The organism is Schaalia radingae, from assembly GCF_900106055.1.
GTDB classification, from domain to species: domain Bacteria; phylum Actinomycetota; class Actinomycetes; order Actinomycetales; family Actinomycetaceae; genus Pauljensenia; species Pauljensenia radingae_A.
Genome location: NZ_LT629792.1, coordinates 517449 through 544298, shown reverse-complemented (window position 1 = coordinate 544298; position 26850 = coordinate 517449). Strand labels below are relative to the sequence as shown.

The window sequence follows — 26850 nt, the reverse complement described above, 5'->3', positions numbered from 1 at the left end:
GGGCACGTGATGTCACGTGCTCAGCGATTATTATTCACCCTCACCAGTCATAATGACAAAATCTGCCCGCGCTCGGTTCAGCTTGTGCCGTGTGCTGTGGCCCGCTCACCCTCGTTCCTCATTGACGAGGGCGGCGCCACCACTCACGAGGCACCAATGATTACTGCAGTGCGGCGTTGATCTGTGCGCGCAGCTTTTCTTTAAGACTGGGCGCAGCCCACGAAATGTCTACTGCGTTGAGGCTGAGCTGGGCAAGGAACGCGTGGTCGACCTCGGACTCGTTAGCCAGGAGCTGGAAGTTTTCCGCAATGTAGCCGCCGAAGTAGGCGGGGTCATCTGAGTTGACAGTGACCTTGACACCCCTGTCGGCCAGTTCCTTGATCAGCGGGACTTTGGAGCCGTCGGATACCCACGTATTCGACACAGGGCAGCATGTCAGGCCGATGTTGCTGTCCACCAGATACTGCACGAGTCCCGGGTCTTCGATAACGTTCGTTCCGTGGTCGATGCGGTCAACCTTGATGGTGTCGATAAGCTGGCGGATGTGATCAATGGAGTGGGCGATATCCACGTCGGCGTGCATGGTGAGCAGGAAGCCTTCGCGACGCGCGCGGGCGAACACCTCGGTGAACTTGTCTGGCGCATTTCCCGTTTCATCTGAGTCCAGCCCCACGCCGATGATCCAGTCCTTGTATGGCAGGGCTTCGAGCAGTGTTGCCATCGCGTATTCGGCCTGGAAGTCGCGCAGGAAGCACATGATGAGCGCGGATTGGATGCCCAGGGTGGACTCTGCTTCGAGCTGGGCGCGGTGCAGCCCGCTGATGACGGTGTGGAAGTCGATGCCGCGGCAGGTATGCGCCTGCGGGTCGAAGAACATTTCCACGTAACGCACGTTCTGTTCGGCGGCTTTTGTCAGGTATGCCAGGGCGAGGTCGTAGAAGTCTTCACTGGTGCGCAGCACGTTCATGCCGTCGTAGTAGGAGGCGAGGAATGAGGCCAGGTCGGTAAAGGCGTAGGACTGCCTCACTTCGTCTGGCGTGGATTCTTTCAGGGTGATTCCGTTGCGCTCGGCCAGTGCGAATTTGAGTTCGGGTTCGAGCGTGCCCTCGATATGCAGGTGCAGCTCGACTTTGGGCAGGTTGCGAACAAACGGCGAAATTTCCATGGCACTCTTCCTTCGGTGAACGTGCGGGGTGCTTGCAGCATGTCTGCCCGCAGAATATCTGTCCGCTCGGCGTCCTCGCAATACAAGCCTCGACGATAGCAGGGCCAAATATCCGATTTGTGTCAGTTACTGAGGCATTTTAAGAATCGGCTGCGCAACGCAGAAGGGTTTTCTGCTGACCAGAAAACGATGGCGCCGCCAGCGTGAGGTCCCATTCGTCACTGCGCTCACGCAGAGCGCTGACATCGTCGTTCTCAATCGTTTCCACTGTCAGGACGTGGTAGCTGTAGACCGCTCCAGTGACGTCTGTAAAGCAAAGGGCATCTCCGTCCGGAATCTGCGTGAGATCGCGGAATATTCCAGTCGTATTGGAGGCTTCGATGACGAGGTTGCCGTCTGCAGCATTTCCATATGTGGCAATGGGTTCTTCGGCCGCTTCGTCCGCTGGATAAACGTCGGCTCCATCGATGTGCCACGTATTTGCAGAACTGAAATAAAAAATGTCGAGATCAGCACGCACACTGCAGCTACGACAACTATCACTTCCAACGCACGTAAGACGAAGCGGGTCTTGCGCGAGTAAAAAAGTCTCGCAAGGATTTCCTGGTCTCCGGGCGACCTTGAGCAGGCTCATCATCGTATGGCATCTGGGCCGTATTCTCCATTGCGTTCTCCGCTTCGCGTGTACTCCAATGCCCCAATGGTACGTCGCAAGGGCTCAGCGAAAAAAGCTCCGTCATTCTCTGCAGGGCGTGTGATATACGTGGATGGTGAATTTTTGGACTCACTTCACGCGCCTGCTGCCTGGCGTGCTATACGCCTGTGCAGTCGCAGGTATTGCCTGGCTGATCAACCTGTTCGTGCCGTTGCTGTCTTCGATGCTGGTGGCGATCCTTCTCGGTGTTGCCGTGCGCAACACGAAACTGATTCCATCGATCTGCGAGCCGGGCATTGCCTTTTCAGCCAAGACTGTTCTGCGCGCCGGAGTGGTGCTGCTGGGCTTCCGCCTCTCACTACCCGCCATCGCGGCTCTGGGGGCCGGAACAATTGCCACGATCATCTGTGCCGTCGCGGTGACAATGGTGGCGGGGTATCTGCTGACCTACTTCATGCATGTCAGCCATGCGACCGGCATTCTGACAACATCGGGCACCGCAATCTGTGGAGCCTCCGCAGTTGCCGGCATCTCCCCCGTTGTTTCTGCGCGCAGTCACGAGGACGCCGATGATGCCGTGGCCACCGCCATTGCATGTGTAACGGTTTTCGGAACAGTCGCCCTCGTCGCTTTGCCGACGGCTGCCCACGCGCTGAACCTGACGCCCACGCAGGCCGCCGTGTGGCTGGGGGCTTCCATTCACGAGGTCGGCCAAGTTGTCGCGGCTGCGAATATTTACGACCCTTCCGTTTCTGACCTGGCAACGGCCGCCAAGCTTGGCCGCGTGGTATGCCTGGCAGTCGTGGTCGCAGTGGTGGGCATTGTGGAGCGCCGCGTGGTGGAGGTGCGCCATGAGCATGCGCACAAGGCAAGCTCGAGCACGCGCCCGCCTCTGGTTCCAGGGTTCGTCGTCGGATTCCTCATCGCCGTCGTCGTGGCCTCCCTGTTTACAGGCGTACCCGCTGCGAGCAGCGTTTTCAGCACCCTGGGCGGCACGATGGCCACGTTGTTGCTGACAGTGGCGATGGGCGCGATGGGTGCGGGTGTGAACCTGCGGAACGTGATTCAGTCAGGCGGGCGTGCGCTTGTGCTCGGCGTGATCCTCAGTGCGTTGATCGCGGCTGTTTCGCTGGGGTGTGTGATCCTTCTGGTTGACTGACGGCGGCATTCCTGCTGGAGTGCCACAGCTCTTCCGGGCAGTAGCATTCACGCGAGTGTCTGATGGCTTGTGTGTGGGTTCCGAACCTGCATGAGGACAAAGACTAGAAGGAGTCTTGTGGCTCGACACAGGACCGAGATCATTCATACCCGCCTGAGGGCTGAGGCACTCGAAGTCGAGATCGCCAGGTTCGAATGGGTGAACTGGTGGAATCACGTACGGCTCCACGAATCCGTCGACTGCAGCACGCCCATGGAGGTCATGACCAGCGACAATCAAGCCTGGGCAGCCAGGCTGACCCCGTAAATGAAGCGGAACAGAATCGAGGACGCTTCAGTGATACAGAAAAACCGGCTACCGCACGTGTTCTGCGCGCCGTGAACAAAGAGCCACCCAACCGGCTCCTGTAAGAAGGCAAGAGGGACTGCTGCCGTGTTCGCTGGCTGTTTCTATCGTCGCCATCCGCGCACACCTCACTGCATGGTCTCATCTGAGAAGACGCCATTATCGAATCAATAGTGTTTTCGTCTTGCTCGCCAGGTGAAGAGTTATCGGCTGAGGTCAGATCGTGCCAGGAATTATGGGGGATAACGCGTTAAGGGTCCATAAATACGTGAAGGTCCCGTTTTCAACGAGGATGTAGATGCCGAGTCCGATGAATACGATCGGCACAATGATTCTCTCGTATTTTTCGACGGTCTCGCCGATAGCCGGTACGGAAGCCAGGCGCTGCGACAGCACGCATAGCCCCAGAATCCCCAGAGCGAAGACTGCAACGATAATCAGAATCTGGACGACGGTTTTCCCCGTGAAATAGGGGACGTAGATTCCGACGTTGTCTCCGCCCATTGCGAGTGTGAGACCGGCGAAAGCGAGGATTGTCGAGCCTTTCTTGCTCAGTTGTTCTTCTATCTCGTCCTCGTCAACGTCCTCATCGACCAGAACCGCTCGTATGCCAAGTGCGATCGGAATGAGGCCCAGCAGGCCGATCATCCATTCTTGTGGGATGAAGTTGAGAAAGCTAGCCGCAACAAGGCTGACTGCCACGAGGATTCCGGTGCCTAGGTACTGCCCGAAATAAACTGATTTGCGGTGCTGTTTTCCCTGGGTGGCGAACAGGATGGTCAAAATGAACAGGTAGTCGATTGATGTCGACACGAATACCAGTGCGGCTGAAAGGATAATGTCCACAGCTTGCTCCTTCCATCTCGGATCTGCTTGCAGCTGATGATGTGTTCGGATGGCTTACGGATAACGGAGCGAGCGCTGGGCCAGAGCGTGGGCCCGCGATCACCTACGCAGTCGCCTGTGTGTACAGGTCGAACAAGTGCGCGACGATTTTCTGCTCGTCACCGTCAAAGTCGACACCATACGCAGCTTCAACCGCAGCATCAAGTTCGTGATGGGCGCGGGTCAGCGCCGGGTACAGCCACGCATTGTCTGGATCGTACAGGTCAGCCAATGCTGCACCCTGGTATTGATCCCGCGCATCAAGAACCGCCTGCGCCTTTTGCTCGACGAGTGCACGCTGCGCATCATTAGCCTTCGGCCACACAAAATTGTTGTACACGATGGTATTGGCGTAGCTGTAGCGCATTTCAAGACGACCTGCCACTGTTCGCATCCAGGCATTGTGGAATTGAGAGGTAAAAATGCCAAAATCATAGATTGACGCATCGGCGATAAAATACAGTTTGTCCCCAGGAATCATGCCGTCGCGCACAAAACCAATAGGAATGTACTCTCTGCGCTCAGAGGAAACCTTAGGAACGCCAATGTATCGGTCCCCCTTCGGCGGTCTCACTTCATCAAAAAGCCACGGAGTTTCCGCTTTCTTCCGAGTGGCGGCCTTTGTCGAATTTTCTCTAAATTCTTTCACTTTGCGTACTCGTTCAAGAACATGCGGCATCGCACGCAATTCCTGTGGCGTGCAGTCAACAAGCCACAAACAGTATCGTTTCTTACCTTTGATGAATTCTTCGCCCATTGAGAAGCGGCGTATCCATTTTTCAGCCGCCGGTTCAACTTTCAGCAACTCGTCTTTTTCATGCTCCCACATCAGGAGGTTTCCGTTCTCAGTGGGTTTTCCTCCAGCACTCATGGGAGGCACGTCGCACAGTGGCTTGCTGCGACGTTCGATAAAGACATTCGCAGCATCAACAAGATACCCATTGATATTGTCAACCGATTGCGAGACACCCTCGTCAATTTCCTGAACGTCAAAAAGCACCTTCTTTTTCCGCGCAACATAGCTGAAGCCGACGATGACGACATGGACGTGCGCCTGATCACTCGCCTCGTTACCCCACACAAATGATCGATGCGCAAAGTTGATGGTGATTCCGCGTTCGAAGAGCGGTCGCCACAATGGCGCCACCTGCTGACCCTGACAGATCGAATTCGTGGAAACAAAGGCAGCCTCGATCGAGGTCCCCTCCATGTAATCCGCCGCTTTGCGGTACCAACCAGCGACATAATCCAGCAAACCGTGCTGCTTCATGCCGTCAAAGACCAGCTCCATATCTGCTCGCTGCTGAGCAGACTTGTTCGAGTAGCCGATGAAAGGCGGATTCCCCATCACAAAGCTGCATCGCTGAGCAGGCAGAACGCTCTGCCAGTCCATAGTCAGCGCATTGCCTTCGTGAATGGACGCCGAATCGCGCAACGGGAGGTCGTCGATCTCACGCAAAATGATTGTCTCGGACTCAATGTTTGCCTGCAGCTGCGCAATCCACAGGGCCGTGCGCGCAACAGACACCGCGAAGTCGTTGATCTCAATCCCGTAAAACTGGTGCAGCGACACTTTGACCGGACTGTCTCCAACCTCCTCGAAGTCGAGCATCGTCTGGTTACGAAGCAGCTCGCCTATAACGACGTTCTCCAGGCGCCGCAGCTCAATGTAGGTTTCCGTCAGAAAGTTGCCGCTGCCGCACGCTGGATCAAAGAAAGTCAACGAACCCAGTTTCTCGTGGAACTTGCGCAGCCTGTTGTCTCGTTGACGCTCAGTAAGCCCATCTGCAGTCAGAACCGTGTCGAGCTCGCTGCGAAGATCGTCAAGGAACAGAGGATCAATGACCTTGTGGATGTTTTCCGGACTGGTGTAGTGCATACCGCCGGAACGACGAGTTTCAGGGTTCAAGGTCGATTCAAAAACCCCACCGAAAATGGTCGGTGAAATCTGCGACCAATCTGTATCCTGCGCTACTTCGTCCAACAGCAAAGAGCGGATCGATTCAGTGAAATTCGGTATTTCCACACTCCCCTTGAACAGGCCACCGTTGACATAGGGGAAAGCCCGCAGACGATCCGACAGGTACGGATCGCGGTCAGGAACCGGCGTATCGAGCACCTTGAACAACTCGAGAAAAGCCGAACGCAGCTGCTGTGCATCGAAAGAGGACAGATACCGGTAGAACGCGTCCTTCTCGAAAAGTCCCGCATCCTCAGCAAACAGGCAGAACACGATTCGAACACACAGCACGTTGAGCGCGTGTTGAGTCTGCGTGCTTTCCGGATCGATATATTGCTCCAGCAACGCAGCATGAAGCTTCCCGATCAGCGCGCCCGCATCAATCGAGGCAGCTTTCTCGCGGCTGGAGCGAAGCGAATCCGGGTCAGTGAGGAAACTCAGAAGTGAACGCTGTTCAGCAAGCTCACCGAGTTCGAACGAGACATAATCTGTTGCCGGATGCTCCTTGTTCAGATCATGAATGCGGATGGACCCAAAATTCGAAACAATGATCCGATCGGGTCGTTCACGGTTAGGCAGTGAATCTGCGTACCGCTTTGCCTGCTCATATGGGGTCACGAGGACGCCTTGACGCAGCTCCGGCTTATCGAGATTCACACCGCGCGATTTTTGCTCCACGATTGTTTGCGCGTCCGGAATGATGACATCAATAAATCCGCCGGCAGAAGTCTTCTGTTCGAAGCGGCACTTGGAGGTGACGTCATCCATGCCGTAGACCGTGCGCAGCAACTCAAGCCAGAACGAGTGCGTATCACCCTTCTCGTAGCCACGCGTTGCCCATTTTTCACTGAAAGCATGCGCAGCGCGCTTCTTTTCTTTTTCGCTTAATGCGGCCACCGTCGCTGCCCTTCACGAATGCGCCCACCCGAGCACTGGATGAGTATCTGGTTCACTGTCTGTATCCACTGTATCGACCATGGAGGCGACGAACCTTTTCCCATGCCGGTATGCGGTGCCGTTCCCTGGCACGCCTACAACGAAAAGCACCATCGCCAACCTCACCGCCGAACTGGCGCATGTGAGCGCGCAGTAGACCGCTTGTGAGATCGTCCTAGCATTACCTTCCTACTCCAGGGTGTCAAGCAGCGCCTGGGTGGCGACGAGGATGACACGTTGTTCGGCATTTCCGGAATGGGAGGCCCAACCTGTGGCAAACTCTCCGAGGCCAGCTCCGACGACCGAGCCCCCTTCCTCTCGTCAACGGCGGAATCGACGAAAGCTGGAGAAATTGTTGAGGAATTCGTCGAATCAAGCCAGATCCCCGCACTCGTCGTCGCTGAATTCGCACAGCCAACGGCTTCTCAACCAACTGGCGAGTTCAGACACTCGCAGAGGAGTCGGCGCGGATCGAGGACGTGGCAACCACCAATCCTGTCCTCGGTGACACAGGCGCCAAACAAGGCCAAAGACTTCTTGACGAACACTTCGGTGCAGGGGCTGGATCACCTGCGCACATTATTGTTCCCCAGGAAAACGTCGACGATGCCATGGCCACCCTCAGCAACGCTTCAGATTCGAGGGAAGCCGAGTCGACTGTTGCAAAGATTCGTGACGAACTGCATGCGCTCCCAAACTCCGTGCTCGTCGGCGGCATTACCGCCACGGACATCGACACCAACCTGACTGGAGAACGTGACCTGCGCGTCATCATCCCCCTCGTCCTCGTCGCTGTGTGGGTGATTCTGGCCATCCTGCTGCGCGCACTGTTGCCCCCACCATCTTCATCGCCGCAACAGTGATCTCCTTCGGCACTGCCCTGGGTACAGCCACGCCTGTGTTCAACCACGTGCTGAAGTTCCCCGGCGCTGAGGGTGCCAACGGTAAGTACTCGATCAGCTCGACTGGCAAGCGCGGACTGGCAGCCACCGGTTCGAACGCAACAGGAGCCGGAGTTGCGGCACTGTTCGCACTGGCTGGTGGTGCGGCGCTCGTACGCCGCAGGAAGCACTAACCTGAGGTAACACGAAAGTGGGGTCCGATTTGTCGGGCCCCACTTTTGTTACGCCTGATATCATCCCGAGTTGTGCCAGTGAGAAGCCACGCGCAATGGCTCTACACGCCGAGGACGACATTCGTCCACAGCGTCAACAGCCTGTCGTTATCAACAGCGGTCACCATGTTCACCTGTCTTGGCTTGGTAAGGAATTCCTCGTCGCCGCGGGTGCCCTCGCCCGATCCCCCATCGCAGGCCTCCAGCAGTTTGCCCCTGGGGTCGCGTGCCAGCATAAAGCGGCCTGCCTCCTCCTCGACAACCTCCGGGCACAGCATCTGGGCGATGACCACCATGTCGTGTACCCACATGCCGTCCACCGGCCGCGTGCGCGTGCTGTATTCGATCCACGGACTCAGCCATGCATCAATGGCTTCGGCCCGCTCACGCTGCTCGGGCAGGTCGCCGGCACGTTGCCTGACCTGTTCCCACCGCTCGCGCGAAAGCTGCGTCGTGCGCGTGACATCGAGTGGCACAACTGTCAGGTCGATTCCAGAGGCGAACACGATGGAGGCCGCCAGCGGGTCGATCGCAACGTTCGTGTCGACAAGGTCGCCGTACCCCTGGCATCCGCCCATCATGCGGATCTCTGCCACATGGCGGGCAGCTTCCGGCTCGAACCGGATCAGTGCTCCAATGTCGGTCAGCGGCCCGAGGGCAGCGATTGTGACCGGGCCGCCGTGTACGTGCGACATGACATCGTGAGCCAGCCGTGCCGCCACTTCCTGCGCGGACTCGCACGGATCAGACGCATCCTGCTGTGCCGACTCCCCTTGCGCGGGGTACTCCTCCCCTTGCCACAGGCGCTCAACGTCAGGCGCGCGACGGGGCGTTTCCATCTTGTCCCGCCAGGCTCCGCGTGACACATATGTGTCGAGGGGAGCGTCGCATCCTGTGAGGATCGGGGTGCTCACCCCGAATGTCTGCGCCAACCGATGCGCCGCCTGCGCGCCTTCCGCGGCGCTGACGTTTCCAAACACCGTCCACACCGACGCCAGATCCAGCTGGGGGCTGGACCACGCTAAGCACAGTGCCAGCGCGTCGTCGACGTTCGCACCCGGAATGCCGTTGCCGGGGTCGCAGTCAATGATGAGTGACATCAATAAAACCTGAAACTTTCGTGAAGTGAGAGTGAGGAGCGGGCTAGCAGCTGGCCCGCTCTACGAAGTATGTTGTCGGAACGATGGTGGCGGCCGCGCCTGACCCCAGCAGCGAGGTGGCGATCTGAGCTGACAGATCAGCCATATCCACGTGGATTCCCGACAGTGCCGGCACACAGTATTCGGCATGCGCAGTGATGTGCATGGCCACCACACTGATGTCGTCGGGGATACGCACGCCCAGTGATGCCAGGCGCGCCATGAGCCCTACTGCCTGCATCTCATTGGACACGACCACCCCGTCACAGCCCAGGTTCACAAAGTGTTCGGCCATCTGCCAGCCGCCCTCGTACGTGTAGGGGGCACTCAGGTGGTGGGGGTGATCTTCGGGATTGCCGTCTGAACCGTCGTCGAGGGCATCGAACCAGCCTCGGCTGCGTTCGGCAGAGTTGATGCGTCCGCGAGGTCCGCCCAGGTGCCCGATGGTCCTGCAGCCGCGTTTCTTGAGTTCGCGTGTCAGCTCTGCGGCGCTTCCTCGTTCGTCTTCCAGGACGCTGATGCGCTGCCCTGCAACTTCGCCAGTGTCTGTCGGAGTGCACGCATTGGCGAATACCACCGGCCGCGCGAAGTCTTTCAGCAGGTGAGCAGGCGGCGGCTGATCAACCGAGTACCACACCAGGCCAGCGACCTGCTGGCTCATCATAGTCTCGATGATGTCTTCTTCTCGCTTGAGGCAGTCGTGTGAATCAGCGACCAGCAGCGAATACCCATGATCGTAGAACTCGTCTTCGATGCTTTGGAGCATGTGTGCCAGGAACGGATTCGCCAGGTCAGGGACAACCACTCCGAAAGTGGTGCCTTTGCCTGTCAGCAGTGCCCTGGCCGCGTTGTTCGGACGGTAGCCGGTCTGCTTAATCGCTTCCAGCACACGTTTGCGGGTTTCGGGAGCGACGGGGCGCGAACCGTTGTTGATCACGTAGCTCACGACTGCTGTTGACGTGCCCGCCAGCTTGGCAACGTCGTTCTGAGTAGCTCTTTTCGCCATATCGATGTCTGCTTGGGTCAGGGCGTCCTCGTCGCGCTAAAACAAAGATAGAAGACCGGCTTCGTGCATGAAGGCGATTTTCTGTCCTTCACTTTAGCATCGTGGCCTAGATGGCATCTTCGATCAGTGTGAGGTCGCGGCCTCGAGTCTCCGGTGCGAAGAACGTGGTGATGAAGCCGATTCCAGCGGTGACCATGAAGTAGATGGCCAGCGGGATCCACGAGCCGGTCGCAGCCAGCAGTGCTGACGCGACCATCGGAGCGGTTCCGCCTGACAGGATGGATCCCAGTTCCTTGGCAATCGCCATTGTTGAGTAGCGGTGGCCGACGCCGAACAGTTCGACGCCGTAGGCAGCCTGCACGCCGAAGATTCCGAGGGAACCCAGACACATGCCGACCACGATGACTGCTCCGACAACGAGGGCGTCGCGCGATTCCATGAGGAAGAATGCGGGCACGCCGTAGATGACGAGCAGGGCGCAGAAGACGCGATAGGTGATGCGTCGTCCGAACCTGTCGGACAACCAGCCAGACAGTGGGATGACAGCAAAACCGAGGATTGACGCAATCAGCACTGCGGTCGTAGGGACGGACTTGTTCATGCCCAGCGCGTTGACGGTGTAGCCGACCAGGAATCCCTGAGCCATGTAGGACGGGCCGTTTTCACCGATGCGCAGACCCAGCATGACCAGGAAGGCTTTCCACCCGAAGGTCGACTTGGCGGGCTCGTTTTCCGCCTTGTCGAGGTCGGCCAGTTCGCGTGCTTTCTTCTCCTGATAGGTCTTGAAGACGGGGCTTTCATCCATCGAGCGGCGAAGGAACAGTGCGAATGCTGCGACCAGCACAGAGCACAGGAACGGGATTCGCCATCCCCAGGAAATGACCTGTTCGTGCGGCAGCAGCAGGACCAGCAGCCACACGATCGAGGCGAGCAGCGTGCCGCTGTTGGAGCCGACACCGATCAGCGAGGCGACCAGGCCGCGGTGGCGGGTGGGTGCATATTCGGCCAGCATGACTGCGCCGCCGGAAAGTTCGGCACCTGCACCGAATCCCTGGCAGATGCGCAGCAGGGCGAGCAGGATCGGCGCCCAGATTCCGATGGAGGCGTATGTGGGCAGAAGGCCGATTCCCGAGGTTGCGATACCCATGAGGGCGACGGTGAAGACAAGGATTTTCTTCCTGCCGACGCGATCACCGAGCCGTCCCAGCACGAATGCGCCCACGGGGCGGGCCAGGAAGCCGACCGCGTAGGTGATGAACGCGGAGAGCAATGCGATGATCTTGGTTTGTTCAGGGAAGAAGACATCGCTGAAGACCAGGCCTGCTGCCATTCCATACAGTGCGAAGTCGACGTATTCCATCGTCGTGCCCAGCCAGATTGACACGATTGCGGACCAGAAAGATTTGCGTCCGTGGGTACTTTCGAAGTGTTGATCGGCTATTTGATTGCGATGCTTGATGTGCGGCATCTGCCCTCCCCTGTTTCACAGGTTCACCATTGATTTCTGCGAGACGCATTCTATACGTATAGATACGAGGGTGCAAAACACTCTGGTCACTCGAAACGCCTCACTAAACGGAGGGAATCCAGGCGCATACTGAATTGGCCTGAGTTTTGAGAGCGGCGTGTTAGGCAGCCTTGAAGGCTGCGTGTTGAAAATGGTTGGTGTATCTCTCACCGGGTGGGATGTCCCCAATCGATGAATACAACCTGTCGGTATTGCACCAGTGGACCCAGCCGATAATCGCGGTCTCCCTTCTTGCCTGTTGGCCCAGGCAGCAACTTCAACGTGAATCAACTCGGACTTGTACCGCCCAATGACTGACTCCATCAGCCCATCGTCGTAGGCATCCCCAATGGCACCGATTGAGCCATCCATCCCGTGGCGTTGCAGCAGGTCGCGCAGATCAGTCAAGGTGTACTGACTACCCGCATCGGAGTGATGTATGACCCCAGCAGACTTAAAGAACGAGTCCTGACACTTCCGTGTGGCCAACGCCTGCCTCAAGGCACATGCGACCAGACTGTTATCCGTCTGGATGTCGACGACTGCAAGGATTTCTCTGGTGCACACGTCCTCAACAGAACTGACGCACACCCAACCCTGCAAGGTAGAAACGTAGGTGAAATCCGCCGCCCGCCACTGATCGGAGTGCGTTGCGACTTCTTCCGGCGCACGCTTGATTCCCAGGATGTTCATCAGTCGTTGTACCTGGTCACGGCCAATCCACCATCCAGCGCGCAGGAATACTTTCCAGAGTTTGCGCCTGCCACATAAACGCGCCTCGCCTTCACCCACAGCGTGTACAGCTTGTGGGCAGCATACGCTTCCTCGAGTTCGGCCTGTGTGGGGGGCAACCCGGCTGATGTAACGGTAGTAGGTTGCTGGCGAAATGTCGTATTCGTGCTCGTTGAACACGTGGCACATCCGCTCGATGGAATACAAGTGCCGGTGAATATGCAGAAAATTCACAATCACTTGAGCGCGGTAACGCTCCGCCTAGGCAAAAAAGCTGACGTCAGCTTCAAGATCTCGTCGGCTTCCTCAAGCCGGGCATTTTCCTCGCGTAGCTTGTTAAGTTCGGCATCTTTATCCGCCTCACTGGCTGCTACTTCCAGCGCCTCGGCCTGTTCAGCCTTTCTCATCCAGTTGCGCAACGTGGATGCTTCGATTCCCATCTTTGCTTCCACAACACGAATAGCTGCCGGCTTCGACGAGGCACCGCCAGCAAGGATATCAAAGCATATCTTCACCGACCGCTCCCTGGTCTCCTGGTCATAAGCACTGATAGCTATAGAAAAACCTTGCTAGGTATAGCATGCCCTCTCACAAACCCAGTCTGATTTACACCAGTTATAGGGAATGCAGATCCCATCGATAAGGATCTGGCCCATATATCTCGCCTGCAACTTGCGCTTTAGGTACTCGAACTTCCCAGCATCAGGCCGTTTTAGTGACAAGAGAGGTTTTAATTATCACGAGTTCCGTAATAAAATATCCTTCTAGCAGCAGTTTTATAAACAAGTCAGCTTGCGTTTTAGAGGTAATGTCAGTACGTGATTTAACTGCCAGGCACCCCAAACCGGTCGATCACAAGTGCTCGTCGAACAATAATTCAAAGCTTCATACCCCTCATCAAACCCCAATAACAACGCATTAATACTCATAATTCGGGTATGATCCCCAAACCACGAGTGACGGTGGTTAATTAAGCTCACGAAGCAATCTCTTACTACAAGAACCTTGGGAAATTTTGCTTTGCAGAGAGCAGAAGCAGTTCCTTACTTCGATATTTACAAGTTCCTTGAAAATAGCGAAGCCGCCCATATTCACTGCTCATATGGGCGGCTTACGCTACTTTAACTTCTCAGTTTTAGTCCTTTCTGACTTTCTTCCTACCAGCAGCAATCAGTAATCCGCCGGCTGCAAGAATCATCGCTGCGACTTGATACGGCATCCCAGCATATCCAGTTTTCGAGAGCTTTCCAGACTTGCGAGATTCAGACGCTTTAACGGCGTCATCGCCGTTCTTGTTGCTCCCACCATTCGGGTTATCAACCTGGACCTTCTTCCACACAGCCTTCACGACCGTGTCACCATTAACAGTAATCTCGGTGCCCGGCGCCACTTCCTGACCATCAACTTCCCAAGCCTTAAATTCCTGGGAGTCATCCGGAGCAGTAAAACCATTAGGCAACACCGTGTACTTACTGCCCTTGTTTAAAGTCTTGCCATCCATATCGCCGACTCCGCCGTTACGATCATAGCTAACAGTGGCAGTTTCGAGTGTCTCGCTGGCCGGTTCTGATTCAAGCGGCTGTTCTTCAGTGGGAATTAGTCCGCCATTATCTTTTGCTTTTGCCGTGACAGTTCCACCAACTTCGATGTCTTCAACTTTCAGAGTAATCACACCAGTGTTCGCATCAACCGTTGCACCATCTGATGTCCACGTGGTCTTACCGGAAGTTTCGTCTACGGTTCGAGTTGCAGTGACGGTTTTTTCCGCTCCTGAAGCATCCTTATAGGTGACGGTGTAGGATGCCAAGTCGGTATCATCACCCGGGTTTTCATAGGCTGGCGGGGTAATAGTTACCTCACCCTTATCCGTATCTACCGCAATCGCAGGAGATTTCGGAGCGATATTTTTTACCAGATCTTTGGCAGGGATTTTAGTGACTTTGGATACATCATTTACTTTATAGGTTCCATCAGGATTTTTTACATATATCGGATTGCCGTCATTATCCCAATCAGTTTCCACATCATTAGGGCTGATTATTGTAACGTTTCCGTCTTTATCAAACTCGATAAACGCAGGATCGGTTAAAAATCCAGTTCCATCGGGAAGCTTAGATACGCCATTTACCGTATTGGCATCTCGAATAGCTTTATCGATGGCTTGTTTATCGGCATCCGTTAATTTGTGAGGATCTCTCACGGCGACTTTGTCGGGGGTTGTTATTACCGGCTCAGACTTCGCGCAAGAACGGAATTTATGTGGCTCTTTGACAACGATACCGAACTCTGTTCCGAGTTTTAAATCGTTAACCTTATCCGTGATTGGGAAAGTAACTTTTTTGCCGTCAACGGTTACTGCTTGAGACATCTCTTGTGAGTTAGATTTGTCCACTATACAGCTTCCATTTTGGGAAAAATTCCTGTCCTCTCCATCGGTAAATTGTTTGACAAAACTAAATTTTGTTCCTTGGGCAACTTCTTTAGCAAATGTAACGATAATCTGCCCGTCTGTCACCTGGACTTTTCCTATTATCGGAGCCACAGATGTTTCCGTTACCTGTTTGATTATTACGTCCGGAGCTTCAATTTTTCCGGAGGTTGATCCATCTGTATAGGTCACTTCATAGTAGGCATGGTCCGTGTAATCGATAGAGAATTTAATTTTGTCAAGGTTAAAGTCGTTCGCAATGTCCGGATTAGCTTTCTTCAGCATTTCAATAGCTTCTGCTTGCTCATCATTATTTACAAGGTTAGCGTCCGGGTGTTCAATCCAGATTTCTCCTACCGGCATTTTGATCTTGTCTTTATTCGAGAATGCCATGGATGGCTCAGCATTTGCGGTCACCACACCAGATGTAGCGCCATCCAAAGTTTGATAGGCAGTGACGGTATCACCTGGTGCAACTTTAACGCCGTTAGGTAGACTTACCGTCCAAGCTGTTCCACTTTTAGGGGTAACAGAAACAGTGGCTTTTTCGTTGCCATCCTTACCTTTTAGGGTCACATATACAGTCGACCTTTTAACCTTTCCACCAACTCTTTTTCGTTGTACATTAGCGCCGGAAATAGTTGTGGCGTGGTAAAAGACCTTGCGAATGGTCGGTGCCGGTAAAGTTGATTGACGCACGGGTTGATCGACAGTCTCCGGTCCGATCTCTAGACCATCGCCAGACTGGGTATCAGTTACAACTTCTGGAGTGCTTACCGGCGTCGGACTGGCGCTTTGTTCGTCATCCCGGGAGCTACTCTGTAGATCCTCGGCATGAGCCATAGACGGGCTCGATAGCGTGAAGCCCAAAGCGCAGACCAAGGTTAGGATCAGTAGTTCTGTAAGAAGATGAGCTGGTTTAAGCAGCGCTCCGCCGGCGAACGTTTCAAGAAAACCGGGCTTGTCCTTGAAGTTGCGCATTAGACCTTCCTGTCCAGTGTGCTAGTTAAATCTATTCCCCTCAAAGTACCACTACGTCATCCAGAAAACCAGCCCGTTGAGCTCAGGTAGGTGGTGACAGCTACAGGAATATAGCTAAACAGATAAAACACATTAGCTAGACGTTCATTAAATACATTTTAGCTATTGAAATTCTTATGCATACGTGATTTTTTGGTAATCAAATCATCCATCAACGGTGATTTGGAATGAATGTCTGCAAAAAACATGACAACTTTTATTGCTTAATTTAGAAGGTCTGGCTTCGGGCAGTTACTCTACGGCTGCTCTAAATTATAGATCTATTCTGTGAAACCCCAAAGCTTTTAGCGACTCGCACACTTTTGGCGGATAGACATATTTTTTGTAGCTTGCTTCTCGGAGCCTTCCGGCCTCTAGAAATCTGACAAACTGTGCCAAGCCAACGATAAGTCAAATACCTAACCAAGAAGACTTCCGAAAGCAATAAAGCTGCCCCGACAAGGCGAAACGTCACATCTTATGGCATAAAAAATAGGACGTTCACTTTGTACCAAAATGAACGTCCTAATAGTGGAGATGGGGGGAGACAGCGCCGCCACCACCCGTGACCAGCACAAACGCTAAAACTGCGATGGCAGCGTGCCCCGCACATGCCCTACCCGTCAATATGATCCATAGCGTACTGAGCCTCGTCCTCCGTAAACTGCTCAAATTCAGACACCAGCTGATCGTAAATCGCGCCATTCGACATGTCCATCGTCTCCCTGTAGCTCTTAGCCGTTTCCAGGGCATTCTGATTCCAATCGGCGACCATATTGTCTATCGCATACTGAGCGGCCTCAGGCGGATACTGTTCAAACTCAGACACCAGCTGATCATAAATTCCCTGCTTCGACATGTGCATGGTCTCTGAGTAGGATTCGGCTGTTCGCAGTGCCGCCTTGTATTCGGCTGGTACCTTCTCCTCGGCTGGCTGAACCTTCTCAACCGGAGCTGCCGCTACTGCCTCGGCAGGTTCTGCCGGAGCTGACTGCTCCGCCTCGGCGGGCTCCGGTGGAGCAGACTGCTCCGCCTCGGCCGCCGCTGACTGGCCTGACTCCTGAGAGACCGACTGAGCCGCTGCCGGCATGGATGACTGCTCGGTCGAAGCATTTTTACTGCCGCCGCCGCACGCCTGAGCGATAGCGGGGACGAGGATAATAATGATGAGAGCTATAAACCACCATTTTTGGTAGAACGGTTTTTTAGCCGGTTGAGGCTGTGGGACTGGTTGTCCGGGCGCGGGAAACGGCTGCTGCTGGCTGGTCATTGTGTTTTCTCCTTTGAACTCACATGAAAAATATGGTCTGGCTACTACACACTACCCCGCCTACCAGGCGGCGAGGTAATTTTCTGATGTTTCTAGCATGTCCTGGTATGCGTGTATGACCCACACTGGCAAGTCCAGGTCGCCTGCGATCATCCACGAGTCGCCTGCATACATGTCCTCCAGGGCTGCGTACGTGTCGCGACTGATCCACATGCGTGCCACCTGCTGGTCAATGTATTTTTCTACCGGCCGGCTCACCCCGCACTCGCCGTCCTGCCTGCGCGTTCCGGTAGCTCGTCTAGAGGCCGGCCGCGCAGCGGTAATGGAGGGCTAATCAGGGCTTCTAACGAGCTTAACTGACAGCTTCTTTGTAGTTGGGGCTGGAGAGAGTTTTAAAACCTTTCTCCAGCCCCAACACTATTTATGAAACATAAACGTTTCATGAATACAGGCATTTACGATCGTATATTGTTGGGTAATTCCTGTATTGTTACGGTTATGGGCACTTGGAGCATTGATAAATTCGCCTGCAATCACGCGAAAAAGCGATTTTGGCGTTCTTGAGGTGGGTTGATTTACGCAACGGTCGTTGCAGGTTAGGTATGCCGTATCTAATCTTTTCGGTGTGAAACTTTCTGAGTGTAAGCGCGGCGATACTGGCCAGCTGCAAAATGTTGAAATCCAACCGTGTTATCAGCTACGGGTGCAAGAACTGGGCCTGCGTTCAGGAGCGCATTTCACTGTCGTAAACCGCGCCGCCTTTGGAGGCATGGTCCTAAATATCGGAGGAACGCGAGTCGCGGTAGACCATCGTTCTTCAAAATTGATTGACGTGGAGTTAGTTAAGTGAGTTGCCCAAAGTGTTCGCCAGGAAATCCGCAGTCTTGCGATAACCCGCAGGCCAGGTCTGTTCTCTTAGACGTCAAGGATGTTCGCCATCCCCGTGACACCGTAGTGCTGGTTGGTAACCCAAATGTTGGTAAGTCCACCTTCTTTAACGCGGTTACGGGTGCTCATCAGGCGGTTGTGAACGCTCCGGGTACAACCGTGGAGCTCATGCAGGGTCGTTCTACGGCGCTGGGAGCACGTGTAATTGACCTTCCCGGCACCTACTCGCTGGTGGCCAATTCTGAGGACGAACAAGTCGTCGTCGATACCTTGGCAGGTGCAACAGGGTCTGCTACGGACATGGCGTCGGGCCAGTCTATTGACCTTGTGGTCATGATGCTGGATGCCTCGGCAATGACGCGCAGCTTGTACTTGCTTGGCCAGGTAGCACAAACGGGGCGCCCGATGGTTGGCGTTATAACGATGGCGGATGTTGTCGAGCACGAGGGCGAGGTAGTTGATGCGGCCGCACTTTCAAACACGCTCGGCATCCCGATTTTGGCGGCGGATGTGCGCACGAAGCAGGGAGTGCGCGCGGTTGAAGACATGATCCGTTCCGCTCTGATTTCTCGGCCCCGCGTAAAGTCGATTCTGCCCGATCCGACTGCTCCCGGATTTAACCAGGTGGCAGCGCAGGCAGCTTTCGAACAGATTGATAAGTTGAAGTCCCCGCAGATTTTGGGCATTGGTGAGGGCGCTCCGGTCATGAGCGCGGTAGATTGCGGTTGTTCCGCGGCAGAAAATACCAGTAAGGGGCCGGCGGATTCTTCGGTGGAAGCGGCGCGCTTGGCTGATACGTCCGAGTTTGATCGCGCGGCAAAACTGTTTGCCTGGGTTGAGCGGGTTGAGGAACAGGCGGGACGTAAACGCGACTCTGCGCGTAAACCGTCTCGTTCAGACAAGATTGATTCCCTCCTTCTTCATCCGCTGGTTGGCATCCCGGTATTCTTCTTGCTCATGTGGCTTCTATTCCAAGCCGCGGGTAACTGGGTTGGCCCCGTGCAAGACTTCTTCGATGGGCTGTTTTCCAGCACCGACGAAGGCGCTTTCTCACTAGCTAACCTTTTGAAGTTTGCGTTCGCAGGCGTGGGCTTGTCCGGCACTTGGGTTGAGTCGCTGTTTGTTAACGGTCTCGCAGTTGGCCTGGGCGTAGTTGCCTCGTTCGTTCCGCTCATGTTCGTGATCTTCTTGGCGATCGCGATCTTGGAAGACTCTGGCTACATGGCGCGCGCAGCGTTCCTAGGGGATCGCGTTATGCGCATGATCGGCCTGGATGGGCGAGTAATCTTACCTCTGATTATGGGCTTTGGATGCAACTTGCCGTCGCTTGCGGCAACTCGCACGCTACCAAACGCCAAGCAGCGGTTGGTTAACGCTCATCATTCCCTACACCTCCTGCGCTGCTAGGCTCACGATCTATTTGATGATCGCGCGAATCTTCTTTGCAGATAACGCTGGCAATGTCGTGTTCTTGATGTACGTTTTGTCGCTGTTCATGGTGGTGCTCGGAGCGCTCGTGCTGAAGCCGTTCATCACGAAGGGGGAGTCGAGGGCTCCACTGATGCTGGTGCTGCCGGCTTACCAGATGCCGCGTATTCTCGTGATTTTGCAAAATACTTGGAACCGGGCGTGGGCGTTTGTGAAGGGCGCCGGCAAGATCATCGTAGTAATGACTCTTGTGGTGTGGTTGATGAGCGCAATCCCGATGGCAAAGGGCTACTCCTTCGCTGATGAGGAGTTGCCAATGGAGAACTCCTTGTACGGCTCCACCGCGCGCGTTCTTGAACCTGTATTCCAGCCCGCTGGTTTTGGTGATTGGCACATGACTGGCGCGTTGATGACGGGCTTTGTGGCGAAGGAAACGCTTATCTCTTCGATTGTGACTTCCTACAACCTGGATGAGTCCGCGGCAGGTGACGCGGAGGACGGGGGCGACGATCTTGGTTCGCTACCCGAGCTGGTGACGGCATCATTTGAGAGGACTGCGGGCGAGCAGTACGCGTCTTTGGCAGCGTTTGGCTTCCTCGTGTTCGTTCTGACTTACACACCGTGTTTGGCTACGGTTGCGGAGCAAAAGCGTCAGATTGGGGCGCGCTGGACGATTGGGGCAGTGGTCGTTCAGTTGGCTGCAGCCTGGTTGCTGGCAGTGCTGGTGTTCCAGGTTGGTAGGCTGTTCTGGTGATTGTCCGGAACCAGCCGCCTCTTTACCGGCTGATGGATGAGCTTAGACAAGGCGCAACCTTGGAGTCTGCCGCCCAGCGGGCGGGGTTGCGGGTTGAGATTGCGCAAGTGATGGTCGACCACTTGAACCGGTCGGGGCGCTTGCAAAGCGCAGGATCACTGTGTTCATCCGGCTTGGGAGCCTGCGGCGGTGGAACTTCCCAAGAGGTGAAAGTCCACTGCGCAGGTTGCCCACTGTCGGTTGGGTGATGCGGGGCAGGTTCGCCAGAAAAACTTTTTCAGAACGGCTCAGGTACGCATATTAGGGGTTATTACTCGCCCGCCGGATTGCACTATAGTCGTTCGTATTCTCTCCGGTGGGGATTCGTTTGTGATGAGTCCTGACAGCTCGTACCAGCGCGAAACCTCGAATGTGCCCATGCGATTATGCTTCGTCGAGTCGGCAACAATGAAAGTCTGATTAGATCTTGAGGCGGCAATGCGCTTGAGCTCAATTGTATCCGCGTCAAAGTCGGTTGCGCCCGCAATATCAATTCCTCCGCAAGAAATGAATGCGGTGTCGAAATGAATTCGGTCTAGAAACAATGCGGTAGAAGATCCCCTAACGTACCTCTCTTCCTGGTTTAGAATTCCAGGCGTGAGAATAGTCTCTACCTTGTTGCGGGAGGGGAGTGCTTCGGCCACGAGAAGAGAGTTTGTGAATACTGTTCCCTTCCATTGCGGGGGGAGGGCGGCTGCTATGGTTTCTGCAGTTGTGCCTACGTCAATAAAAATAGAAGTCTCATCATTGAGAAGCTCTGCGGCGGTTCGACCGATTTCAGATTTAGCACGAGGGTTGATTGAGCGTCGTTCGTGAAAACCGGGTTCAGTGGTTACCTTTAAATCAGTTAGTATCGCACCGCCATAAACTCTATGAAGGAAACCCTGCTGTTCTAGATAAGCGAAATCGCGCCGGATGGTTTCCCCGGAAACCCGTAATGTGCGGGCTAGGTCTAGTGTGGAAACACTACCGCTAGACCGAATCTCCTGAATGATGTATCGATGTCGCTCTTGAGCAATTTTTATGGTCACAATCCACATTATTCCACATTCGTTGAGTTGAATTCCAAACGGACTTACGCTTAAAACAACAATCTGAACAGAATTGCGGAAACGGCTGATTCCGTTGAGATTTTGTTAAGCGACGAAGGAGTCGCAAGCACGATAGCAATACTGTGATAACGAAAGGTGGCAACGTGGCTATTCTTGCATTAGACCAGGGAACTTCAGGGTCGAAGGCGATTGTGGTCGATGAGCAGGGCGTTCACGCGGTGGTGGAGAAGGAAATTTTCCCGGAATATTTGGCAAACGGGGGTGTGGAACAGGATCCACGAGAGCTTTTGAGCTCCATAATTGAGGTGGGCAAAGAGGCTGTGGCAAAAGCAGGCGTGCCCATTGAAGGCGTCTCCTTAGCGAATCAAGGTGAGACCATCCTCGCGTGGGATCCAGAAACGGGCGAGCCTCTTACCACCTGTATTGTGTGGCAGGACCGCCGTGCGCAAACGGTTGTGGAACGGTTGCAAGAGTTCGCGGATGAGGTGCATCAGCGCACCGGTCTAGTGCTGGATTGTTATTTCACCGCTCCGAAGATGACATGGCTTCGTGAAAACCTCACCACCAAAGGTGTGGTAACTACTACCGATACCTGGATGGTTTATCAGCTTACGGGCGAGTTCGTAACGGATGTATCAACCGCTTCGCGATCTTTGCTATTGAACGTTGACTCAACTCAGTGGGATGACAAACTCCTTGAAATCTTCGGGCTCTCTAATGAGCGTATGCCTAAGGTTGTAGCCTGTGATGAAATTGTAGGAGAAACGAGTGCGTTCACCGGTTCGCCTGTACCGGTAGGTGGTCTAATCGTTGATCAGCAGGCCGCATTGTTTGCGCAGAAGTGTTTCAATCGAGGCGAAGGAAAATGCACTTATGGCACGGGCGCTTTCATCCTTGTGAATATGGGTGAGGACGCTCCTCGATTCGATAACGGCCTGACCACTTCAGTAGCGTGGACTCTCCGAGGTAAAACAAATTATTGCTCCGACGGCCAGGTATACACAGCGGCCTCCGCAGTGCGTTGGCTAGAAGAGATGGGTATCATTACCGGCGCTCCGCAGATGGATGAAATTGCAGCGGAGGATTCAGGTGGTGTTCTATTTGCGCCGTCCTTTGCAGGATTGGCAGCGCCATGGTGGAAGCCGGATGCGGGAGCCTTTTTATCCGGCATGCGCCTATCTACAGGCAAGCCACAGGTAGTTAAGGCAATGTTAGACGGTATCGCTGCACAAATTGCGGAGCTGGCTGATCTAACTCATGGAGAACTAGGCGAATCACTTAGCAGGCTTCGTGTTGACGGCGGTCTGACGAGATCTAAAGTTCTCATGCAATCGCAGGCCGATATGTTGCAAACGCCAATCGATACCTATCCATCGGCTCATGCTACTGCTTTGGGTACCGCTGCCTGCATGCGTTTGGCCCTGAATCCGGACCTGACAATTGAAGAAGGACCTTTTGATTGGGAACCTGCTGCAACTTATGAACCGCAACGAAGTGCAGATGATGTCGAGTCATATAGGACGGCGTGGCGTGCCGCAGTTGAGTCGTCTTTGGAGCTGTAATCATGGGATTGAATCAAATTATTGTCATAATAATGGCGTTTGCCCTGATAGTTGCGGCGCTAGACAGAGCTATTGGAAGCAAGTTTGAGCTTGGTGATCAGCTCGAAGAGGGGCTTAATACGTTTGGTCCGTTAGCGCTGTCAATGGTTGGAATGATTTCCCTGGCACCCGTTTTAGCTAAAGTTCTGAATCCGGTTATTGTTCCTATTTACAAGTTTTTCGGCGCCGATCCATCAATGTTTGCTGGTACCTTGCTCGCAAACGATATGGGTGGATTCCACCTCGCAGTTCAGATGGCGCAATCAGATGATGCTGCCATGCTGGCTGGGGCGATTCTTGCCTCGATGTTGGGTTGTACTGTGGTCTTTACGATTCCAGTGGGGCTAGGAATCGTGGAAGAGGAGGATCGTCCATATTTCGCCAACGGTGTCCTGGTCGGCGTTGTTACTATTCCACTTGGCGTGCTAGCAGGTGGCTTAGTCGCCGGTTATGGCGTGATAATGATTCTGAAGAATCTCATTCCGATTATCATCGCCGCAGCGCTTATTACATTTGGACTTTGGAAAGCTCCCGAAGCAATGACTCGAGGATTCTTGGGATTCGGCAAAGCACTCGTCTTTATCATCTCGATTGCGCTGGGCATTGTAGCGTTCGAATTTTTGACCGGTTGGAAAATAATGCCCGCGGGTTGGGAGCTAGTGCCCATCGAGGAGGGGCTAACTATCGTAGCACAGATTTGCGTATTCTTGATGGGAGCTTTCCCTCTCATGTATGTGATTACAAAAGTCGCGCGTAAACCACTAGCTGCGTTCGGGCGAGTTATGGGGATGAACGAGGTTGCTTCAGGCGGAATCGTTATGAGCCTCGCAAATGCAATTCCTACCTTCGGCTTGATGTCGAAGATGGATAAGCGCGGGATTTTTATTAATACCGCGTGGGCTGTTTCCGCAATGGCTCTTCTCGGAGATCATCTGGGATTCACCGCAGGTGTGGCACCAGAGATGATTGTTCCGATGATCGTGGGTAAGTTGGTGGCCGCTATCTCTGCAACAGCATTGGCGTATGTAATAGCGCGTAAACGTTACCCGGCATTTGATCCGAACTTGCAAGCCGTTGTCCGCGAAACGCCAGAAACAAGTAGCCCTGTCGATCTAAAACGCACTGGAGGGGAAACAAATGTCGAATGATTACGATATCGCTGTTATCGGCGCTGGAGTTGTTGGGTCAGCAATTGCGCGAGCATTTGCAGGAACCAAGTACTCCGTTGCGCTGGTTGACAGCCGAGAAGATGTAGTTGAAGGGACGTCCAAAGCAAACACTGCATTGTTGCATACGGGCTATGATGCTTCTCCAGGCACGCTTGAAGCGCAGCTTGTAGCGCGGGGCTATCACCTAACTAGAGAGTACTGTGCGGAAGCTGGCGTCGGAGTCGATACTACTGGCGCAATCCTCGTTGCTTGGGATGATGAACAAGCGGAGTCGCTACCTTCATTGAAAGAGAAGGCTGAGAAGAATGGGTACACGGAAACGTACATTATCTCACCGGAAGAAGTATACGAACAAATACCGGATTTGGGCCCAGGAGCAACTGGTGGGTTGGTAGTTCCGGGAGAGTCTGTGATAGACGCTTGGTCGGTTCCTATCGGATACGCAACGGATGCGGTTTGTCGAGGGGCCAAGCTACTTCTGAATCACAAGGTTCTTTCCATTGATGTTGGTTCTGAATATACGAAGCTAGAAACCACACAAGGCCCTCTGCGAGCCCGCTGGGTTGTCAATGCGGCGGGATTAGGATCCGATGGTGTCGACGCCATGTTCGGCTACGATCGTCTAAAGGTTCATCCGAGGCGCGGAGAGCTACTTGTATTTGACAAGCTGTCACGCCCTCTTACAGACAAGATCATTCTCGCAGCACCTTCGAAAGCTGGTAAGGGGGTGTTGATCAGTCCGACAGCGTTTGGAAACCTCATGCTCGGACCTACTTCGGAAGACATGACAGATAAGACCGACACCTCGACCACGGAAGAAGGCTTTGAATTCCTTTATGAAAAGGGATCGCGCATAATGCCCAAGCTTTTGAAAGAGGAGGTTACGGCGGCATACGCGGGATTAAGAGCTGCGAATAACCAGAAAGACTACCTTATTGAAGTCGACGATTCTAAGCGTTACATAATTGCTGCTGCCATCAGATCAACTGGTCTTACATCCGCTCTCGCAGTTGCTGAGTATGTATTCTCGCTTATGGAAAAGTCAGGCTTGGACCTGACGATGCGCGAGGACTTGCCGCCCACTTACAAGATGCCTCCACTAGCTGAAAGTCTCACTCGACCATTTGAAGATGACGAAAAAATTGCATGCGATAGCCAATACGGCGAAGTGGTGTGCTTCTGCGAAAGGGTGACTCGGGGTGAGCTCCGGGATGCGTTCCAGTCTCCAATTCCTCCAACCACATTGTTCGGATTGAGACGCCGCACACGAGCGATGAATGGTCGTTGTCAAGGATTCTTCTGTGGCGCAAAAGTGCAAGCAATTTTTGATGAACTTGCCGGAGGTAACAATGAGTAAACAGATGCTAACCCCTACGGTTGCAATTATTGGAGGCGGACCAGCTGGATTAAGCGCAGCTAAACGACTCGCTCCCGTGCTCGATGGCGAGGTTTTGGTTATTGAACGGGAACAGAATACAGGCGGAATTCCGCGCCATGCCGACCATCTCGGTTATGGCATTCGAGACAGAAAACGTTTCATGTCTGGGCCCGCCTACGCAAAGGTTCTGACCGAAGATGCCCTGCGTGCAGGCGCGAAACTTATGACTCAAGCAATGGCAACCGGCTGGAGTGACGATAGAACACTTCAGGTAACAACCCCTGCCGGCCGTTATGATGTACGTCCAGATGTATTCGTTTTCGCTACTGGTGCGAGGGAGAGGCCTCGTCCCGCTCGAATTATTCCAGGTGATAGGCCTGCTGGAATATACACCACGGGCCAGTTGCAAAACCTTGTGCATCTGTACCACCAAAAGGTTGGTAGACGAGCTGTGGTGATCGGTGCAGAATTAGTTAGCTGGTCCGCGGTTATGACCCTAAAGCAAGCCGGTTGTGACACGACTGCACTCGTCACTGAGTACCCTAAAGGGGAGTCTTACTCGGCGTTCCGCTTGGGCGGGCGAGCCCTGTTCCAAGCAAAGGTAATTACTAACTCGAAGGTAGTTCGAATTAACGGAAAGAGGCGAGTACAGAGCGTCGAAATTGAGCAAAAAGATGGCCAACGCCGCATATTGGAGTGCGATACGGTTGTGTTCACCGGTGATTGGATTCCAGACAATGAATTGTTGGTAAAGCGAGGGGTAGATATTGATGCTAATCATCTTGGCCCCAAGACTGATCAGACCATGCAAACATCTGTCCCCGGTATTTTTTCAGTTGGTAACGTGAACCACCCTGTCGAAACTGCAGATGTAGTCGCTCTTGAGGGTGAATATGTAGCTGATCAAGTACTGGCCTATCTGTCCGGGCAACAGAAAGCTGAACATCCGATAGCAATTAAACCCGTTGGATCTATCAGGTGGATATCCCCGGGAACTTACGTGCCCGGAGGGCCCAATGTCGCTCGTAATCGTCTTATCGCGTGGGTTGATGTGTTTGACGCCACGCCCGCGGTATCAGTGAGACAAAGAGGCGTGGAAGTGGCACGTAAACGTGTGCCGTGGCCAGCAGCGCCAGGCAGAGTCTTCCGTATTCCAGCTGATGTGCTTGATACGGTAGATCCGCTCGGAGGAGATATAGAGATCGCTCTAGCGTAAAACC

At 54.2% G+C, this 26850-nt stretch carries 23 protein-coding genes; 10 read left to right on the top strand and 13 right to left on the bottom strand.

The features are described 5' to 3' along the window. Positions 1 to 160: 160 nt before the first annotated feature. Both add and BLT69_RS02310 read right to left on the bottom strand, forming a co-directional pair. Positions 161 to 1165, bottom strand: coding sequence for an adenosine deaminase (gene add, locus BLT69_RS02315; protein WP_092648313.1), 1005 nt, complete (start codon positions 1163 to 1165; stop codon positions 161 to 163). 139 nt (positions 1166 to 1304) lie between these two features. Continuing rightward, positions 1305 to 1685 (bottom strand): sortase domain-containing protein, encoded by a 381-nt coding sequence (locus BLT69_RS02310; RefSeq protein WP_058236071.1) that lies wholly within the window; start codon positions 1683 to 1685, stop codon positions 1305 to 1307. 247 nt (positions 1686 to 1932) lie between these two features. Here BLT69_RS02310 and BLT69_RS02305 point away from each other — a divergent pair, with 247 nt between their 5' ends. Next, complete coding sequence (locus tag BLT69_RS02305) at positions 1933 to 2979, top strand: YeiH family protein (protein WP_058236072.1); 1047 nt, start codon at positions 1933 to 1935, stop codon at positions 2977 to 2979. A 561-nt stretch (positions 2980 to 3540) separates the two neighbouring features. On the opposite strand, the gene BLT69_RS02295 is transcribed toward BLT69_RS02305, so the two are convergent. Both BLT69_RS02295 and BLT69_RS02290 read right to left on the bottom strand, forming a co-directional pair. After that, a complete protein-coding gene (locus BLT69_RS02295; RefSeq protein WP_092648311.1) occupies positions 3541 to 4170 on the bottom strand; it encodes a CadD family cadmium resistance transporter in 630 nt (209 codons plus the stop codon). A gap of 103 nt (positions 4171 to 4273) precedes the next feature. Next, positions 4274 to 7066, bottom strand: coding sequence for a class I SAM-dependent DNA methyltransferase (locus tag BLT69_RS02290; RefSeq protein WP_092648310.1), 2793 nt, complete (start codon positions 7064 to 7066; stop codon positions 4274 to 4276). Positions 7067 to 7584: 518 nt separating this feature from the next. On the opposite strand from BLT69_RS02290, the gene BLT69_RS02285 reads away from it, so the two are divergent. Next, positions 7585 to 7968: an MMPL family transporter gene (locus BLT69_RS02285; protein WP_092648309.1), complete on the top strand. Its 384-nt coding sequence runs from the start codon at positions 7585 to 7587 to the stop codon at positions 7966 to 7968. After that, the gene (locus tag BLT69_RS02280; protein WP_157886318.1) at positions 7902 to 8180 is read left to right on the top strand and encodes an LPXTG cell wall anchor domain-containing protein; all 279 of its coding nucleotides are present in this window, start codon (positions 7902 to 7904) and stop codon (positions 8178 to 8180) included. The genes BLT69_RS02285 and BLT69_RS02280 overlap by 67 nt, the downstream gene beginning before the upstream one ends. Positions 8181 to 8281: 101 nt before the next feature. Here the strand turns inward: BLT69_RS02280 and BLT69_RS02275 are convergent, their stop codons facing one another. The 8 genes from BLT69_RS02275 to BLT69_RS02240 form a co-directional block, all read right to left on the bottom strand. Then, positions 8282 to 9319, bottom strand: a complete 1038-nt coding sequence (locus BLT69_RS02275) for a nucleoside hydrolase (RefSeq protein ID WP_092648307.1) — start codon at positions 9317 to 9319, stop codon at positions 8282 to 8284. A gap of 43 nt (positions 9320 to 9362) precedes the next feature. After that, a complete protein-coding gene (locus BLT69_RS02270) occupies positions 9363 to 10364 on the bottom strand; it encodes a LacI family DNA-binding transcriptional regulator (protein ID WP_092648306.1) in 1002 nt (333 codons plus the stop codon). 106 nt (positions 10365 to 10470) lie between these two features. Beyond that, a complete protein-coding gene (locus tag BLT69_RS02265) occupies positions 10471 to 11832 on the bottom strand; it encodes an MFS transporter (protein ID WP_070725688.1) in 1362 nt (453 codons plus the stop codon). A gap of 15 nt (positions 11833 to 11847) precedes the next feature. Then, positions 11848 to 12564 carry a DDE-type integrase/transposase/recombinase gene (locus BLT69_RS11235; protein ID WP_141757267.1) on the bottom strand — a complete coding sequence of 239 codons (717 nt, stop codon included), beginning with the start codon at positions 12562 to 12564 and terminating at the stop codon, positions 11848 to 11850. Between the two features lie 275 nt (positions 12565 to 12839). Further along, entirely contained in the window at positions 12840 to 13043 is a 204-nt protein-coding gene (locus BLT69_RS02255) for a hypothetical protein (RefSeq protein WP_157886315.1), read from the bottom strand. 695 nt (positions 13044 to 13738) lie between these two features. Continuing rightward, positions 13739 to 16012: a hypothetical protein gene (locus BLT69_RS02250; RefSeq protein WP_092648304.1), complete on the bottom strand. Its 2274-nt coding sequence runs from the start codon at positions 16010 to 16012 to the stop codon at positions 13739 to 13741. A gap of 655 nt (positions 16013 to 16667) precedes the next feature. Further along, the gene (locus BLT69_RS02245) at positions 16668 to 17321 is read right to left on the bottom strand and encodes an Ltp family lipoprotein (RefSeq protein WP_092648303.1); all 654 of its coding nucleotides are present in this window, start codon (positions 17319 to 17321) and stop codon (positions 16668 to 16670) included. Between the two features lie 60 nt (positions 17322 to 17381). Further along, positions 17382 to 17579 carry a hypothetical protein gene (locus tag BLT69_RS02240; RefSeq protein WP_092648302.1) on the bottom strand — a complete coding sequence of 66 codons (198 nt, stop codon included), beginning with the start codon at positions 17577 to 17579 and terminating at the stop codon, positions 17382 to 17384. Between the two features lie 367 nt (positions 17580 to 17946). Here BLT69_RS02240 and BLT69_RS02235 point away from each other — a divergent pair, with 367 nt between their 5' ends. The 3 genes from BLT69_RS02235 to BLT69_RS11010 are packed head-to-tail and all read left to right on the top strand — an operon-like array spanning position 17947 to position 20391. Continuing rightward, positions 17947 to 18171, top strand: a complete 225-nt coding sequence (locus BLT69_RS02235; protein WP_083309375.1) for a FeoA family protein — start codon at positions 17947 to 17949, stop codon at positions 18169 to 18171. Then, a complete protein-coding gene (locus BLT69_RS11015) occupies positions 18168 to 19616 on the top strand; it encodes a FeoB small GTPase domain-containing protein (RefSeq protein WP_307876269.1) in 1449 nt (482 codons plus the stop codon). The genes BLT69_RS02235 and BLT69_RS11015 overlap by 4 nt, the downstream gene beginning before the upstream one ends. Before the next feature lie 16 nt (positions 19617 to 19632). Beyond that, on the top strand, positions 19633 to 20391 hold the full coding sequence (locus BLT69_RS11010) for a nucleoside recognition domain-containing protein (protein ID WP_257590381.1): 759 nt from the start codon (positions 19633 to 19635) through the stop codon (positions 20389 to 20391). 287 nt (positions 20392 to 20678) lie between these two features. Here BLT69_RS11010 and BLT69_RS02225 read toward each other — a convergent pair whose 3' ends face one another. Then, on the bottom strand, positions 20679 to 21470 hold the full coding sequence (locus BLT69_RS02225) for a DeoR/GlpR family DNA-binding transcription regulator (RefSeq protein WP_092648301.1): 792 nt from the start codon (positions 21468 to 21470) through the stop codon (positions 20679 to 20681). A 155-nt stretch (positions 21471 to 21625) separates the two neighbouring features. On the opposite strand from BLT69_RS02225, the gene BLT69_RS02220 reads away from it, so the two are divergent. From BLT69_RS02220 to BLT69_RS02205, 4 genes are read left to right on the top strand one after another with little or no spacing between them, the layout of a single operon-like run. Continuing rightward, positions 21626 to 23044: an FGGY family carbohydrate kinase gene (locus BLT69_RS02220; RefSeq protein WP_092649056.1), complete on the top strand. Its 1419-nt coding sequence runs from the start codon at positions 21626 to 21628 to the stop codon at positions 23042 to 23044. 2 nt (positions 23045 to 23046) lie between these two features. Next, on the top strand, positions 23047 to 24231 hold the full coding sequence (locus tag BLT69_RS02215) for an ethanolamine utilization protein EutH (protein WP_092648300.1): 1185 nt from the start codon (positions 23047 to 23049) through the stop codon (positions 24229 to 24231). Continuing rightward, complete coding sequence (locus BLT69_RS02210; protein WP_092648299.1) at positions 24221 to 25609, top strand: NAD(P)/FAD-dependent oxidoreductase; 1389 nt, start codon at positions 24221 to 24223, stop codon at positions 25607 to 25609. The genes BLT69_RS02215 and BLT69_RS02210 overlap by 11 nt, the downstream gene beginning before the upstream one ends. Next, positions 25602 to 26846, top strand: coding sequence for an NAD(P)/FAD-dependent oxidoreductase (locus BLT69_RS02205; RefSeq protein WP_257590380.1), 1245 nt, complete (start codon positions 25602 to 25604; stop codon positions 26844 to 26846). Before BLT69_RS02210 ends, BLT69_RS02205 begins: the two co-directional genes overlap by 8 nt. The last annotated feature ends 4 nt before the right edge of the window (positions 26847 to 26850 follow it).